Source organism: Mycolicibacterium canariasense (genome assembly GCF_002101555.1).
Taxonomy (GTDB): Bacteria; Actinomycetota; Actinomycetes; order Mycobacteriales; family Mycobacteriaceae; genus Mycobacterium; species Mycobacterium canariasense.
Map to the genome: position 1 here is coordinate 71,444 of NZ_LQOL01000060.1, position 17,037 is coordinate 88,480.

Annotated in this window: 7 protein-coding genes; 6 read left to right on the forward strand and 1 reads right to left on the reverse strand. The window is 70.5% G+C overall.

From position 1 onward, the window contains the following. The first annotated feature begins 84 nt into the window (after nt 1-84). Nucleotides 85-1,422, forward strand: a complete 1,338-nt coding sequence (locus AWB94_RS21795) for a salicylate synthase (RefSeq protein WP_409365961.1) — start codon at nt 85-87, stop codon at nt 1,420-1,422. A 6-nt stretch (nt 1,423-1,428) separates the two neighbouring features. Here AWB94_RS21795 and AWB94_RS21800 read toward each other — a convergent pair whose 3' ends face one another. Then, nucleotides 1,429-3,075 carry a (2,3-dihydroxybenzoyl)adenylate synthase gene (locus AWB94_RS21800; RefSeq protein ID WP_062655378.1) on the reverse strand — a complete coding sequence of 549 codons (1,647 nt, stop codon included), beginning with the start codon at nt 3,073-3,075 and terminating at the stop codon, nt 1,429-1,431. 105 nt (nt 3,076-3,180) lie between these two features. Between AWB94_RS21800 and AWB94_RS21805 the strand changes: the two genes are divergently transcribed. Genes AWB94_RS21805 through AWB94_RS21825 form a run of 5 tightly spaced genes read left to right on the forward strand, consistent with a single transcriptional unit; the run spans nt 3,181 to nt 17,035 of the window. Further along, entirely contained in the window at nt 3,181-6,678 is a 3,498-nt protein-coding gene (locus AWB94_RS21805; protein WP_062655377.1) for a non-ribosomal peptide synthetase, read from the forward strand. Next, nucleotides 6,675-7,409 (forward strand): thioesterase II family protein, encoded by a 735-nt coding sequence (locus tag AWB94_RS21810; RefSeq protein WP_062655376.1) that lies wholly within the window; start codon nt 6,675-6,677, stop codon nt 7,407-7,409. The genes AWB94_RS21805 and AWB94_RS21810 overlap by 4 nt, the downstream gene beginning before the upstream one ends. Continuing rightward, entirely contained in the window at nt 7,399-8,724 is a 1,326-nt protein-coding gene (locus AWB94_RS21815) for a beta-ketoacyl [acyl carrier protein] synthase domain-containing protein (RefSeq protein WP_062655375.1), read from the forward strand. Before AWB94_RS21810 ends, AWB94_RS21815 begins: the two co-directional genes overlap by 11 nt. Continuing rightward, complete coding sequence (mbtD, locus tag AWB94_RS21820) at nt 8,721-11,618, forward strand: mycobactin polyketide synthase MbtD (RefSeq protein ID WP_062655374.1); 2,898 nt, start codon at nt 8,721-8,723, stop codon at nt 11,616-11,618. The genes AWB94_RS21815 and mbtD overlap by 4 nt, the downstream gene beginning before the upstream one ends. Next, nucleotides 11,615-17,035: a non-ribosomal peptide synthetase gene (locus AWB94_RS21825; RefSeq protein WP_064961246.1), complete on the forward strand. Its 5,421-nt coding sequence runs from the start codon at nt 11,615-11,617 to the stop codon at nt 17,033-17,035. Before mbtD ends, AWB94_RS21825 begins: the two co-directional genes overlap by 4 nt. The last annotated feature ends 2 nt before the right edge of the window (nt 17,036-17,037 follow it).

Here is a 17,037-nt window from a genome sequence, read left to right on the forward strand (position 1 = left end):
CGACGGAGGGCGCCAACAATAAGCTAGGTTAGGCTAAATTTACCTGGTGCTTACGTCGACTCTCAAGGTGAGGCAAAGGTGACCGTGGAGACCAGCGCGGAAAACGTTGTGGTACTTCCGCTGGCGCTGCCGCCCGGTATCACCCCCGCCGATGTGGTGGCCGAACTGGCCAGGATGGCCGAGGGTGACGGCCACGAGTACCTCGTCTACGAACACAACGGACAGTGGATCCTGGCAAGCGATGTCCGGGTGGCCATCGAACTGGACTCCGACGAACTGCGGCTCATCACCGACGGCGTGGTGACGCGACAGTCCTGGACCGGGCGTCCCGAGGTGGCCCTCGGTGCGGCGGTCGACCGGCTGCTGCTGGAGGGCCGGCGGGTGTTCGGTTGGGTGGCTTTCGAATTCGGCGCCTACCGATTCGGCCTGCAGGCGCAGCTGCCGCCGGGGACGCCGCTGGCCCGGCTGTTCCTGCCCGGCAGCCAGGTGATGGTCACCGAGACCCAGGCCACCGTCGTCGACGGCGACGCGACCTACCCGGCGGCCATCGACCGCTTGATCGCCAAGGGCCTGGCGCCGACACCGCCTCCGCGGCCGCTGGACGTCGGCTCCGACACCGCCGACTATCGCCGGCGGGTGGCCACCGCGATCGACGAGATCCGCTCCGGGCAGTACCAGAAGGTGATCTTGTCCCGGCGCTTCGACGTGCCGTTCGCCCTGGACTTCCCGGCGACCTACCGGGTGGGGCGGCGCAACAACACGCCGGTGCGCTCATTCCTGTTGCAATTCGGCGGAATTCGGGCACTGGGTTACAGCCCCGAACTGGTCGCCGCCGTGCACGAGGACGGCACCGTGCTGACCGAACCGCTGGCCGGCACCCGGGCGCTCGGGCGTGGCGCCGACGCCGACCGCGCCGCGCGTGACGAGTTGGAGTCCGACTCCAAGGAGATCGTCGAGCACGCCATCTCGGTGCGCACCTCCATGCAGGAGATCTCCGAGGTCGCCGAACCCGGCACGGCCATGGTCTACGACTTCATGACCATCCGCGAGCGCGGCAGCGTGCAGCACCTGGGGTCCACCGTCGGCGGCCGGCTGAGCTCGTCGCTCGACCGGATGGACGCCCTGGCGGCGTTGTTCCCGGCCGTCACGGCCTCGGGGATCCCCAAGGCCGAGAGCGTCGACGCCATCCTGCGGCTGGACCAGACCCCGCGCGGGCTGTACTCCGGCGCGGTGGTGATGTTCACCGCCGGTGGCGAGATGGACGCGGCGCTGACCCTGCGCGCGGTCTACGAGCAGGACGGCGCCACCTGGTTGCGGGCCGGTGCCGGCATCATCGCGGCGTCCAACCCGGACCGCGAATTCGAAGAGACCTGCGAGAAACTCACCACGCTGGCACCGCACCTGGTGCCGCGCAGCGGCTGAGCCGCCTCACCGGGTCAGCTGCGCTGCAATCGCCTTCTTGTCGGTCTTGCCGACCGCGGTGGTCGGCAGCGACGGCATCGCGACCAGGGTGTCGGGCCGCGAGTGTGCGGCCACGCCGCGGCCGTCCAGGTAGGCGTTCAGGTCGGCCAAGCTGACCGGTGCCCCACTGAAAACCACCACCGCGCAGATCTTCTCACCGAGGAATTCGTCGGGCAACGGTACGGCCGCGGCCGCCCAGATGCCCGGGTGCGTGATCAGGTGTTCCTCCAGGTCCAGCGCCGACACCGTCTCGCCGCCGCGGGTGATGACGTCTTTGACCCGGCCGGTCACCTCCAGATAGCCATCGGCCAACCGCCGGACCCGGTCCCCGCTGCGGTAGAAGCCGTCCGGGCTGAAGGAGCGGGCGTTGTCCTGCGGGGCGTTGAAGTAACCGTTGATGGTGTACGGCCCCCGCACCAGCAGCTCGCCCTCGACGCCCGGGGCCACCTCGTGGCCGGCCTCGTCGACCACGCGCAGCTCGTCGAGGTCGGACAGCGGGCGACCCTGGGTGTGGTCGAGCAGCTCGGGGGAGTCACCGAGCCGGGTGTAGTTCAGCAGGCCCTCGGCCATCCCGAACACCTGCTGCAAACCGGGCGTCAGCGCGGCGCGCAGGGCGGCCGCGTCGTCCGAACCCAGTTTTGCACCGCCGACCTGGAGCAGCCGTATACCCTTGGGGGCCAAGGATTCCCAATCGCAAGCCGCCGTCCACAGTTTGGCCAGCGCAGGCACCAGCGCGGTGACGGTCACCCCGTGCCGGTCGATCACGGCGAAGGCGGCCTCCGGTGACGGGTCGGTGGTGAACACCGTGGTGGCGCCGACGCTCAGGGCGCCGAGCAGGCCGGGGCAGGCCAGCGGGAAGTTGTGTGCGGCGGGCAGCGCCACCAGGTACACGTCGTCGGAGGTCAGCGCGCACAGTTGGGCACTGGCGGTGAAGTTGTAGACGTAGTCGTCGTGGGTGCGGGGGATGAGCTTCGGTGCGCCGGTGGTCCCGCCGGACACCAGCAACAGGGCCGGGGAGTCGGTGGCCGGCCTGACCACGGGTGGAGCGGCGGCGCTTTCCAGCGCGGACCACGGCAGGAACGGACCGGGGTCGCCGTCGACGATGACGTGGCGCACCGTCGGATGGGTCGCGACGAGTTCCTCGGCCATCACCCGGTAGTCGAATCCTGCTGCGCTGTCGGCGATGACCAAGGCCACCGCGTCGCTGACCGCCGCGAAATGGGTCAGTTCGGCCAACCGGTGCCCGGGCAGGCACATCACCGGAACCGCGCCGGCGCGCAGCATCCCGAACAGCGCGACGACAAACCGTGCCGAGTTCGGTAGCTGGAGCAGGACGCGGTCACCCGGGGCGATGCCCAGTGCCGCGAAGCCGGCCGCCGCGCGGTCGGCCAACTCGTCCAGCTCGGCGAAGGTATGCGCGGATGCGGCGTCGGCCACGGCGATATTGCCCGACCAGGTGGCCGCCGCCGTACGCAGGATCTCGTCGATAGTCTGCCCGGCCCAGTGGCCGGCGGCCCGGTAGTGCGCCGCGCGGTCGGCCGGGAACGGCCGGAACCCGGCCACCAGGGTGGTCTGTGCTGCGGATTCCGCCGGTTGCGGCGTGGTCAGGGTCACGAGTCTGCCCTTCGGGGTAGGCGTGTTCGGTAGTCCGAATATAGGGTAGCCTTCTCGAAATTAGGGCAGCCTTTGCTAAGCGATTGGACGGCGTTGGGAGGCGTGATGAGTGTTGCTGTGAATGCCTCGGAGATAACAGAGACCATCCGGCAAGAGATCGCCGATCTGCTCGGCATCGCCGCCGCCGACATCGATCCCGAGCTGGATCTGGTCAGCCAGGGGCTGGACTCCATCCGGATGATGTCGCTGGCCGGCAAATGGCGGAAAAAGGGCCTCGACATCGACTTCGCCTCGCTTGCGGCGCAACCGTCGGTGCGCGCGTGGTCGGAACTGATCGGCCGGGACGGCGTCGACACCGACGCCGAAACCGTTGATGTCGAAGAGGATTCGAATTCCGGGGACCCATTCCCGCTCGCTCCGATGCAGCACGCCATGTGGATCGGCCGGGAAGGCGATCAACAGCTCGGCGGGGTCGCGGGTCATCTGTACGTCGAATTCGACGGTGAAGCGGTCGATCACGACCGGCTGAGTCGGGCGGCGACAAAGCTCGCCGAACGGCATCCGATGCTGCGGGTCGAGTTTCTGGCCGACGGCACCCAGCGCATCGGCCCAGTGCCGCAACCGTTCCCGGTGCAACTGGTGGATCTGCGTGAATCCGTGGACGTGGAGGCACGACTGGCGCAGATCCGCCGCGCCAAGTCGCACCAGCAGCTCGAGCATGGGGTGTTCGAGCTGGCACTGACGCTGCTGCCCGACGGCCGCTCCCGGCTGCACGTCGACCTGGACATGCAGGCGGCCGACGCGATGAGCTACCGCACGCTGATGTCGGACCTGACCCGGCTGTACAACGGCGCGGACCTGACCCCGCTCGGCTACACCTACCGGCAGTACCGGCTCGCCGCGACACAGCAGCCCACGGCCGACGCGGATCGGCAGTGGTGGGCCGAGCGCATCCCCGAACTACCGGACCCGCCGCGGTTGCCGGTGGTGCCCCAGGCCGAGCAGGCCGACCCGCGGCACACCACCCGGCGTCACCACTGGTTGGACCCGCAGACCCGCGACGCTCTGTTCGGCGCCGCTCGCCGGCGCGGCATCACGCCGGCGATGGCCCTGGCCGCCTCGTTCTCCGACGCGCTCGCGGGTTGGTCGGCCGAACCGCGCTTCCTGCTCAACGTGCCGATGTTCGGCCGCGAGCAGCACCACCCCGACGTCGACGCGCTGGTCGGTGATTTCACCTCGTCGTTGCTGCTCGACATCGACCTGCGCACCGCCGACACCGCCGCCGCCCGGTCCCGCGCCGTGCAGGAGGTGTTCCGCAGCGCGGCCGCGCACGCCGCTTACCCGGGTCTGTCGGTGCTGCGCGACCTCAGCCGCCACCGCGGTACCCAGGTGCTGGCCCCGGTGGTCTACACCAGCGCGCTCGGCCTGGGCGAACTGTTCGCCGCGGAGGTCACCGACACCTTCGGCAAGCCGGTGTGGATCAATTCGCAAGGGCCGCAGGTGCTGCTGGACGCCCAGGTCACCGAGTTCGACGGCGGCATCCTGGTGAACTGGGATGTCCGCGAGGACGCATTCCCCGCCGGCCTCATCGACGCCATGTTCGACCGGCACATCGGCGAGCTGCTCCGGCTGGCCGCCGACGACACCGCCTGGGAGACCACCCGCGCCCCGCTGGTCAGCGCCGAACAGCGCGCGGTCCGGGAGCGGCTCAACGGCACCACCGCCGACACCGGCGGGCAACCGCTGCACGCCGGGTTCTTCACCTCGGCGGCCGCCACCCCGGAGGCCACCGCGGTCATCGGCTCCACCGGCACGCTGACCTACGCCGAACTGCGTGAGCAGGTGCTGGCCGTCGCCGCCGCCCTGCACACCGCCGGTATCAAACCCGGTGACACCGTGGCGGTGCTCGGCCCCAAAGGCGCCGACCAGATCACCGCGCTGCTCGGCATCCTGTCCGCCGGCGCGATCTACCTTCCGATCGGCGTCGACCAGCCGGCCGAACGGGCCGAGCGCATCCTGCACACCGGCGGCGTGCGGATGGCGCTGGTGTGCGGTGACCAGGAACCTAGTTGGCTGCCCGCCCTGACCATCCCGGAGGCGCTGCGGGTGGGGCGGCGCGCGGTGGCAAACGACCCGGGGTTCGCCCCCGTGCTCGCCGACCCGCAGGAACTGGCCTACGTGCTGTTCACCTCCGGGTCGACCGGCGAGCCCAAGGGCGTGGAGGTCACCCACGCCGCGGCGATGAACACCGCCGAATTCCTCTACGGACACTTCGAGATCGGGCCCGACGATCGGTGCCTGGCGCTGATGACCCTGGAATGCGACCTGTCGGTTCTCGACGTCTTCGCCACCCTGGCCACCGGCGGCGCGATCGTCGCCGTCGACGAGGCGGACCGCCGCAACCCGGACACCTGGGCCCGGCTGATCCACGAGCATCGGGTGACCGTGCTCAACTTCCTGCCCGGCAGCCTGGAGATGCTCGCCGAAACCGGAACGGCCGACCTGCTTTCTACACTGCGGGTGGTACTGACCGGTGGGGACTGGGTGCGTACCGCGATGGTGCGCCGGTTGCGCGCCCAGGCGCCCGGGGTCCGTGTCGCCGGCCTCGGCGGTGCCACCGAAACCGCGATCCACGCCACCATCCACGAAGCCGCAATCGACATGCCAGCGGCCTGGACTGCGGTGCCCTACGGCGTGCCGTTCCCGAACAACGCTGCACGCGTGGTCAATTCGTTCGGCGCCGACTGCCCGGACTGGGTGCCCGGCGAACTGTGGATCGGTGGGCGCGGTATCGCGTCGGGGTACCGCGGGAGACCGGACCTGACCGCCGAACGTTTCGTCGAGCACGACGGCCGTCGCTGGTACCGCACCGGCGACCTGGCCCGGTACTGGCCCGACGGCACCCTGGAGTTCGTCGGGCGCGCCGATCACCGGGTGAAGATCAGCGGGTATCGCATCGAACTGGGTGATGTCGAGGCGGCGCTGCAGCGCATCCCCGGCGTGCGCGCCGCGGTCGCCGGCATCGTGCCCGCGTCCGGAGCCCGGCGCAACGACGTACTGGCCGCGCTGGTCAGCCTCGACGATCCCGGGCTGGATGTCCCGCGGATCACCGATTCCGTTGCCGAACTCGTTCCGCCGCACATGATTCCGCGGCACATCGAGTTGGTCGAGCGTATCCCGTTCACCCTGGCCGGCAAGACCGACCGCCGTGCCGCGGCCCGGATCCTGGCCGAGGTGGTCGGCGACGGACCGGACGCCGACCGCAGGATGCCGGTCACCCCGGTACAGCGGGCGCTGGCGACCATCATCGGCGAACTGCTCGGCACGACGAGCATCGGTGTCGACGACGACTTCTTCGCGCTCGGCGGCGATTCCGTGCTGGCCACCACCGCGGTGGCCCGGATCCGGGAATGGCTGGACACCCCGACCGTGATGGTGCCCGACATCTTCGCCACCCGCACCGTCGAAGCCCTCGCCGCGCGGTTGACGGCCAGGGAGCCCGGCAGCGACCGGCTCGACCAGGTCGCCGAACTGTATCTGGAGGTCGCCCAGATGGACGACGCGGACGTGGTGCACGCCCTCGACGCCGCCGCGGCCTCGTGACCGCCGCGGATCTCGCGTTCGCACCGTGGATCAAGCGGTACGCCGCACCCGGCGCGCCGACCCTGGTGTTCCCGCACGCCGGTGGTGCCGCACTGGCCTACCGGACACTGGGCACCGCGCTGGCCGTCGCCGGTGCCGACACCTACGTCATGCAATACCCGCAGCGCGGTGACCGGCTGACCCACCCGGCGCCGGCCACCGTCACCGAACTGGCCGCCGACCTGTTCGACGCCGGCCGCTGGGATCGGCTCGGACCGCTGCGGCTGTTCGGGCATTGCATGGGCGCGGTGGTGGCCTTCGAGTTCGCCAGGGTGGCCCAGCAACGTGGCGTCGAGGTGGCGGCCCTGTGGGTGTCGGCCAGCGAAGCGCCCGCCGCGGTGGCCGCGTCGCCCGCGCTTCCGATGGCGCAGAACGAGATCATCGCCGAGATGGTCGATCTTGGCGGCACCGACCCGCAGCTGCTCGAGGACGAGGATTTCGTGGAGCTGCTGCTCATGGCGGTCCGCGCCGATTACGCCGCGTTCAACCGGTACAGCTGCGCCGACGACGTGCGCATCGACGCCGACATCCACGCCCTCGGCGGGGACCGTGACCACCGGATCAGCGAAACCATGCTGCGCCGCTGGGAATCCCACACCACCGGCGCCTTCACCTGTTCCATCTTCGACGGCGGGCACTTCTACATCAACGACCACACCGCAGACGTCGCGGAGTTGATCAATGAGCTCTGACTCGCCACGACACGACGACGATCCGGTGGTGATCGTCGGGATGGCGGTCGAGGCGCCCGGCGGTGTGGACACCGCCGACGCTTTCTGGGATCTCCTCGCCGAGCAGCGCGAAGCACTGAGCCACTTTCCCACCGACCGGGGCTGGGCGATCGCCGAACTGCTGGACGGCTCCCTGCGCGACGGCTTCAAACAGATCCACGATCTCGGCGGATTCTTGGACAGCGCAGGCATTTTCGATCCGACCTTCTTCGGCGTCTCACCCCGCGAGGCCGTGGCCATGGACCCGCAGCAGCGCGTCGCCCTGCGGCTGGCCTGGCGCGCCATCGAGAACTCCGGCATCAATCCCGACGACCTCGCCGGCCACGACGTGGGCTGCTATGTCGGCGCCTCGGCGCTCGAATACGGGCCACCGCTGTCCGAATTCTCCTCGCACAGCGGCCATCTCATCACCGGAACCTCGCTCGGGGTGATCTCCGGGCGGATCGCCTACACCCTGGACCTGGCCGGCCCGGCACTGACCGTCGACACGTCCTGCTCCTCGGCACTGTCCGCCTTGCACACCGCCGTCGCGGCCCTGCGCGCCGGCGACTGCGATATGGCCCTGGCCGGCGGCGTCTGCGTGATGGGCACCCCTGGTTATTTCGTCGAGTTCTCCAAGCAGCACGCCCTCTCCGACGACGGGCACTGCCGGCCCTACAGCGCCCACGCCAGTGGCACAGTATGGGCCGAAGGAGCGGGAATGTTCCTGCTGCAGAAGAAATCCGCCGCGGTTCGCGACGGTAGGCCGGTGCTGGCCGAAGTGCGCGCCACCGCCGTCAATTCCGACGGCCGCACCGTCGGTCTCACCGCGCCCAACGGCACCGCGCAGGAGCGGCTGTTCGCTCGCGCCATCGCCGCGGCCGGCCTGGCCCCCGAAGACGTCGGCATGATCGAAGGCCACGGCACCGCCACCCGGCTCGGTGACCGCACCGAACTGCGGGCGTTGGCCCGGACCTACGGCGCCGCCGCGCCGGGGGCCGGTGCCCTGCTGGGATCGGTCAAATCCAACATCGGGCACACCCAGGCCGCGGCCGGGGCCCTCGGGCTGGCCAAGGTGATCGTCTCGGCACAGCACGGCTCGGTGCCCGCCAGCCTGCACACCGACGAAGCCAGCCGCGAAATCGACTGGGACAACCAAGGGTTGCGCCTGGCCACCAAGCTGACACCGTGGCCGGCCGCCGGCGGCGTGCGGATCGGGGCGGTCTCCGCCTTCGGGATGAGCGGCACCAACACCCATGTCGTGGTGGCGATACCGGACGCGGGGGAGGGCCGGTGACCACACTGCCCGACGGACGCCTGCCGGTACTGCTGAGCGCCCACACCGAGGACCTCATCGCCCAGGACGCCGCCGCCATCGTGCGGTACCTGGATCGGCGGCCTGCCGACGTCGCCGCCGTGGCGGCAACCCTGCTCCGCACTCGCCGGATTCGTCGGCACCGCACGGTGATCCGTGCCGCGGACATCGGCGAGCTGACCGACGCCCTGCGCGCCGTGGCGGCGGGCGTAGACCACCCGCTGGTCGCGTGCTCCGCGCAGCCCGCGCACAACCTCGCCTTCGTGTTCCCCGGTCAGGGCAGCCAATGGCCCTCGATGGGCGTCGACGCCTACGACCGGCTGCCCGAATACCGGGCCGAAGCCGACCGCTGCGCCGCCGCGTTCGTCGCCGCCGGGCACGCGTCGCCACTGGACTACCTGATGGCCGAGCCCTCGGCGGTGACCAACGATTTCACCCAGGTGCAGATCCAAGGTGCCCAATTCGTGCACGGGGTGGCCCTGGCCCGGGTGTGGCGGTCCTGCGGTGTGCTGCCCGATTTGACCGTGGGACACAGTCTCGGCGAGATCGGCGCCGCCTATGTCGCGTGCACCATCACCCTGCCGCAGGCGGTCGGCGTCGTCGCCGCACGCGCCACCCTGCTCGACGGACTGACCGGGCCGTACCGCGTCGCGGTCCTCGGACTGTCCCCGGACGCGGCCGAGCAGGCCGTCGCCGGTGTCGACGGCTGGGCCGAAGTCTCGGTGGTCAACTCGAAATCCTCGGTCGCGGTATCCGGTGACACCGCGGCCATCGCGTCGCTGGTGCACGATGTCACCGACCGCGGGGCCTTCGCCCGCGAGATCGAGATGTGGTTCCCCGCCCACACCAGCAAGTTGGACCCGCTGCGGTCGGAGTTGGACGCGCTGCTGCCCGCCGGCGAATTCGCCGAGGCCCCGGTCCGGTTCATCGGTTCGGCCACCGGTGCCGTCGTGGCGGCGGGCACCGATTTCGCCGACTACTGGTACACCAACCTGCGCAGCACCGTGCGGTTCGACCGTGCCATCGCCGCGGCCGTGACCGGCGGTGCGCGGACCTTCGTCGAGCTGTCCGCGCACCCGGCCCTGCTGTACGCGCTCGGCGACGTGTTCGACGATCTGGAGGTCGCCGACGCGCTCACGGTCGGCTCCGGCCGGCGCGACGAGCCGATCACCGACCGGCTGGCGGCCAACATCGCCGCGGTCGCCGTCAGCGATCCGGGCCACCGCTGGGCCGACCACGTCACCGGGGCCGTCGGGCCGCTGCCGAACTTCCCCTTCGCCCCGATGCGGTCCGAACACCTCTGGGCGGCACCACTTCCGCTGCCGCGCGTCGCGGGCGTCAGCGTGGCCGTCGAACAGTGGCAACCGTATGCCCCGGCCAGGGCCGACGCCCGGCGGGCCGCGGTGATCGGCGCCGACAGCGACCTGGGCGCCGTGCTGGCCCGCCGCCTGGCGACCGCTGAGCCCGCCGACACCGACCTGCTCATCGTGGTGGCGCCCGCACTCGACGGTACCGACACCGCCACGGCCGCTACGGAACTCGCCGGCCGGATCGAATCCGGGCTGCTCGACTACGCGGACACACTGAGCGGCACCGACCGGGACGTGTGGCTGGTCACGGTCAACGGGGAACAGGTCCGCCCCGGCGACCCGGCGCCGCTGCCCGCACAGGCCGCATTGGGGGCCATGCACCGCAGCCTGGGGTTGGAATTCCCCGACCACCGCTTCGGCCACCTCGACCTGCCGGACGCCACGCTGGACGAGGCCGCCGTGGACATCTTGCTGGGCCCGGCCGGTGAGTTCGCCATCCGGGACGGCGTCGGCTACCGGCGATCCACCCGAGACGAACAGATCACCACCCCCGCGTGGACCCCGGACTCGGGCGTGCTGGACGAGGTGGTGATCACCGGTGGTAACGGTGTGGTCGGCCTGCACCTGGCCCGTTACCTCGCCGACCACGGCGCGCGCCGGATCGTGTTGCTCAGCCGCGGCGGTGTCGATGCCGCCGAACTCGCCGAGCTGAGCGCCGATATCGTCTCGGCGCGCTGTGATATCACCGATCCTGTCGCGCTGGCCGCGGCGGTCGTCGAAACAGGCGCCACGGCAGCATCATTGGTCATCCACGCCGCGGGCGCGGCCAGCATCACCGAGTACCGGCAGCTCACCGCGGCGGCGTTCGAGCAGACCGTGGCGGCCAAGGTCGCCGGATTCGACCGGTTCGCCGCCGCCTGGCCGCTGCGCGCCGACGCCCGAATCCTGTTGTGCTCGTCGGTATCCGGACTGTGGGGTGGTCGAGGCCATATCGCCTACGCCGCCGCCAATCGGCTACTCGACGTCCAGGCCGCCCAGCACCGGGCCGCCGGCCGCCGCTGCACGGCGGTGCGCTGGGGCCTGTGGCCGGGCACCGGCATCATCGACGAGGACGAGATCACCAAAGTGCAGCGCTCGGGTCTGGTGGCCATGGTCCCGGACCGGGCCGCGCATGTCTGCCTCCGGGACTGGACGGCCGACCCGCTGGTGTTCTCCGCCGACCCGGGCCGGTTGCACACCTTCCTCGGTGGCGCGCACGACGGTGCTGCCGTCCCCGACGTGGTCCCCGCAGCCACCGGGCGGGTCGATCCCGCCGGCGCCGTGCGGACCGCGCTCGGGGCGGTGCTGAAGGTGGCCGACACCGCCGTGCTGGACCTGGCGCAGTCGTTACTCGACCTGGGCGTCGACTCGTTGTTGGCCCTCGATCTCCGCAAGAAACTCATGCAGGCCACCGGGCACAAGGTTCCGCTGGCCACGATCCTCGGCGGCGTCACCGGTACCGAGCTGATCGAGCAGCTGACAAAGACTGATCTCCACAAGACCGATAAGGAAAGCACTGTCGCGTGACTGATATCGCAGATGCCACCACCACTACCGGGCGGGACGCCCGGCTCGAGCTGATGCGGCGCAAACTCGCCGAGCGCGGGTTGTCCGCCGCGCAGGCCACCGAACCGGATCCCGCGGCACTGTCCGACGGCCAGCGCCGGATGTGGTTCGTGCAGAGCGCCGATCCCACCGGGGTGCTGCTCAACGTCTGCGTCTCCTACCGGCTCACCGGACCGGTGGACCCCGCCGCATTGCGCGCCGCGGTCGACGCCGTCGGTCGCAGGCATCCCATCTTGCGCACCACCTACGCCACCGACGAGAACGGCGAGCCGACGCCCACCGTGCACGACGATCTGCGTCCGGGCTGGGCTTACCACGACGTGTCGGACAAGTCCGAGCGGGCGCGCGCGCTGCGGCTGGAGGTACTGGCGCAGCGGGAATTCGGAACGCCGTTCGATCTGAGCATCGACGCACCCTTGCGGATCACGCTGGTGCGCACCGGCGCCGACGAACACGTGATGCTGCTGGTGGCGCACCACATCGCCTGGGACGACGGGTCCTGGCGGGTGTTCTTCACCGACCTCACCCGGGCCTACGAAGGTGCAGACCTCGGACCTACCCCACGCCCGCCCGCACCGGCCGCCGACACCACGGACGAGGACCTGGCGCACTGGCGTACCGTGCTGGCCGACCCGCCCGAGCCGCTGGAACTGCCCGGGCCGTCCGGTTCGGCCGTGCCGACCGGATTCCGTTCGCAACTGAGCACGCTGGCGCTCCCGGCGGGCACCGTGGACAAGGTTGCCGCGCTGGCCCGCGACACCGGCGCCACGCCGTACATGGTGCTGCTGGCCGCGTTCGGGGTTCTGCTGCATCGTTACACCCATGCCGACGACTTCCTGGTCGCCAGTCCCGTGGTCAACCGCGGTACCGACGAGGCGATCGGCTACTACGGCAATACCGTGGCGATGCGGTTGCGGCCCAAGGGCACCCAGGGCTTCCGCGACCTGGTGATCGCGGCGCGCGACACCGCCGTCGCGGCGTTCGCGCACCAGCGCGTCAACCTGGACCGGGTGGTGGCCGAATTGAACCCGGACCGGCGGCACGGCGCCGAGCGGATGACCCGCGTCAGCTTCGGGTTCCGGGAACCCGACGGCGGCGGATTCCGGCCCGCGGGCATCGCGTGCACCCGTGCCGAGCTGCGCAGCCACGTCACCCAGCTGCCGCTGGGCTTCATGGTGGAATGGCACGCCGACGGCGCCACCGTCGAGGCCGAACACCTCACCGAGATCATCGACACCGATCTGGCTTCGAACATGTTGGCGCACTTCGCCGTACTGCTGGACAACGCCCTGGCCCAGCCCGACCTGCCGGTGCAGCGCCTCGAGCTGTTCACCGCGGAGGACCAGGCCTGGCTGCACGCCGTGTCCCACGGCGAACGCTTCGACACACCCCCGACCACGTTGACCGCACTGGTGCAGGAACAGGCGGCCCGCACCCCGGATGCCGTCGCCGTCACATACGAGGGCAGGCACTACAGCTACCGCGAGCTGAACGAGGAAGCCAACCGGGTGGCGCACTGGTTGATCGCCCAGGGCGTCGGCACCGAGGACCGGGTCGCCGTGCTGCTGGAGAAGTCGCCGGAACTGGTCATCACCGCGCTCGGCATCGTCAAGGCGGGCGCGGTGTACCTGCCCGTCGACCCGGGCTACCCCGAGGACCGGCTGAACTACATCCTGTCCGACTCGGATCCGAAAGTCGTGATCCGGCAACCCGTCCCGGATCTGGAGAGCTTCGGCACGGTCGACCCCACCGATGCCGACCGGGTCCGGCCGTTGCTGCCCGAGAACACCGCCTACCTGATCTACACCTCCGGCTCCACCGGTCTGCCCAAGGGTGTTCCGGTGCCACACCGGCCGATCGCCGAATACTTCGTGTGGTTCGGCGACGAGTACCAGGTTTCCCAGGACGACCGGCTGCTGCAGGTGGCATCCCAGGGCTTCGACGTGTCGATCGGTGAGCTGTTCGGCATGCTGGCCGCCGGTGCGCGGCTGGTCATCCCCAAGCCCGGCGGTCTCGGTGATATCGGTTACCTGACCGCGCTGTTGCGTGACGAGGGCATCACCTCCATGCACTTCGTGCCCTCGCTGCTCGGGCTGTTCCTGTCGCTGCCCGGCGTCAGCGAATGGCGCAGCCTGCAACGCGTCCCGATCGGCGGCGAAGCGCTGCCCGGTGAGGTCGCTGACAAGTTCCACGCCACCTTCGACGCCCTCCTACACAACTTCTACGGCCCCACCGAGACGGTGCTCAACTGCACCCGGTTCAAGGTCGAGGGCAAGCAAGGCTCCCGGATCGTGCCGATCGGCACGCCCAAGATCAACACCACCATCCACCTGCTCGACGACGCGCTGCAGCCGGTACCGGTCGGCGTGATCGGCGAGATCTACATCGGCGGAACCCATGTCGCGCACGGCTATCACCGCAGGCACGGTCTGACCGCCGAACGCTTCGTCGCCGACCCCTTCAATCCCGGCGGGCGGATGTACCGCTCCGGCGATCTGGCCCGCCGCAACGCCGACGGCGACATCGAATTCGTCGGCCGCGCCGACGAACAGGTCAAGATCCGCGGCTTCCGTATCGAACTCGGCGAGGTCGCCGCCGCGATCTCGGTGGATCCGTCGGTCGGGCAGGCCGTCGTCGTGGTGAGCGACCTGCCGACCCTGGGTCGCAGCCTGGTCGCCTACGTGACCCCGGCCGCCGACGGCGACGCCGTGCAGGTCGACCGGATCCGGGCCCGGGTGGCCGCGGCGCTGCCGGAGTACATGATCCCGGCCGCCTACGTGGAGATCGACGAGATCCCGATCACCGCGCACGGCAAGATCGACCGGTCGGCATTGCCCGAACCGGAGATCTCCGCCGGCACCGAATACCGCGAACCCGGCACCGACACCGAACGGGCCATCGCCGGGCTGTTCGCCGAACTGCTGGGCCGCGACGAGGTGGGCGCCGACGACTCGTTCTTCGACCTCGGCGGGCATTCGCTGCTGGCCACCAAACTGGTGGCCGCGGTGCGGGCGCGGTGCCGCGTCGACATCGGTGTGCAGCAGGTCTTCGAACTGGCCACCGTGGCGGCGCTGGCCGCACATATCGATACCGTGCGGGCCACCGGCAGTGGCAGCGACCGGCCCGCCATGACTCGCGTAGACCGCACGGGGCCGCTGCAGATGTCCGCGGCGCAGCTGCGCCAGTGGTTCCAGTTCCGCATCGACGGACCCAACCCGGTCAACAACATCCCGTTCGCGGCGCGGCTCACCGGGCCCAGCGACGTCGAGGCGTTCATCGCCGCGATCACCGACGTCGTGGACCGGCACGAGATCCTGCGCACCACCTACCGCGAAATCGACGGCGCGCCTTACCAGATCGTCAATCCGAGTGAACCCGTGCCGGTACGCCGCGCCCGCGGTGACAACGACGAGTGGCTGCAGCGTGAGCTCGACGCCGAACGTCGCTACTGTTTCGACCTGGAACACGACCGGCCCATCCGCGCGGCCGTGCTGTCCACCCCCGAATGCCACGTGCTGTCCCTGGTGGTGCACCACATTGCCGCCGACCACTGGTCGGCGGGCGTGCTGTTCACCGACGTGCTCACCGCCTACCGCGCCCGCCGGGCCGGCGCGGCGCCGGACTTCGAGCCGCTGCCGGTGCAGTACGCCGATTACGCGGCGTGGCAGGCCGAGCTGCTGGCCGGTGACGAGCTTGCCGCGCAACGCGATTACTGGACCGACCAGCTGTCCGGGCTGCCCGAGGAGAACGGGCTGCGGCCGGACTTCCCGCGCCCGCCGGTCCCGACCGGTGACGGCGAGGCGCTGGGCTTCACCATCGACGCCGACACCCGGGCCCGGTTGGCCGAGTTGACCCGCGAACTCGGTATCACCGAATTCATGCTGCTGCAGGCCGCCGTCGCCGTCGCGCTGCACAAGGCCGGGGAGGGCACCGACATCCCGCTGGGCACGCCGGTGGCGGGCCGGACCGAACCCGAGCTGGATCAGCTCATCGGGTTCTTCATCAACATCGTCGTGCTGCGCAACGATCTGTCCGGCAACCCGACGGTGCGTGAGGTGCTCCGGCGTGCCCGTGAGATGGCGCTGGCGGCGTATGCGCACCAGGACCTGCCGTTCGACCGGGTGGTGGACGCGGTCAGCCCGGTGCGGTCGTTGTCGCGCAACCCGCTGTTCGGCGTCGTCGTGCACGTGCGCGAGGAGTTGCCCGCCGACCGGGTCATCGACTCCTCCGTTGCCGACGGGCAGGAGCGAAGCGACTCGGGGGATCAGTACTGGGAAACGCGTTTCACCGCATTGGAACCCACCTTCGACGTGGCGCACGCCGACCTGTCGCTCAACTTCTTCGCCACGGCGGCGGACGGCTATCAGGGCACCGTCATCTTCCGCACCGAGCTGTACCAGCGGGCCACCGCGCAACGCCTGGTGGACTGGCTGCTGCGCGTCATCGACGCCTTCGCCCACCATCCCGACGGCACCCTGCGCGATATCGCGATCGGCGGCGCCGAGCAGGTGGCCCAGTGGAGCGCCGTCGCGGCACCCGAGCCGGGATTGCCGCAGACCGCAGGGGCGGACCGGGTATACGTGCTCGACGAGTGGCTGTCCCCGGTCGGAGCGGGAGTGATCGGCGACGTGTACTACGCCGGCGGCGCCATCGACGAGGCGTACCAGAACGCTTCGGCCATGGCGCAATTCCGGTACCCGGCCAACCCGTTCGCGGCGGGCACGCGGCTGTACCGCACCGGTGACCGCGCCCGCTGGAGCGACGCCGGGGCGCTGGATTACGTGGAGCGCGGTGACCACCGGGCGCAGGCCGCCCTGGAAGCGGTCGACGGGGTGGCCGCCGCGCTGACCCGGTACTGGGAAACCCGCACCGGCGCGGTGCTCGCCGGCTATGTGGTACCGGCAGATCCGCAGGCCGATGTCGCCGCGTTCGCCGACACCGTGCGGGCCGCGCTGCCCGAAGAGTTCGCGGCGCTGCGCATCACGGTGCTCGACGGCCTCGACGGGGTGGCAGTGCCGCGTCCGGTGCTGGCCTCGTCGGGCCCGTTCGAACCGGCGGCGACCGACACCGAGCGCACGCTGGCCGCGATGCTCAGCACCTTGCTCGGGGTCGAGGAGTTCGGCAGGCACGACGACTTCTTCACCCTGGGCGGGGACAGCATCCTGGCCGTGCAGCTGGCCGCCCGCGCCCGTGACGCCGGGGTGGCCCTGACGGCGCGGATGGTGTTCGAACACCCGGTGTTGGCCGAACTGGCGGCCGCGCTGGACGCCAAGGCCGGGCAGGCGCAGGTCGCCGACACCCGGCACGCCCCGATGGCCGCCTCCGGGCTGTCCGCCGATGAGCTGGCCGAGCTGACGGCGGGGTGGCAAACACAGTGACC

What these genes read in the sequence shown, in the direction of transcription:
- AWB94_RS21805 (WP_062655377.1), top strand. Translation starts at nt 3,181, where the DNA reads ATGAGTGTTGCTGTGAATGCCTCGGAGATAACAGAGACCATCCGGCAA.
- AWB94_RS21815 (WP_062655375.1), top strand. Translation starts at nt 7,399, where the DNA reads ATGAGCTCTGACTCGCCACGACACGACGACGATCCGGTGGTGATCGTC.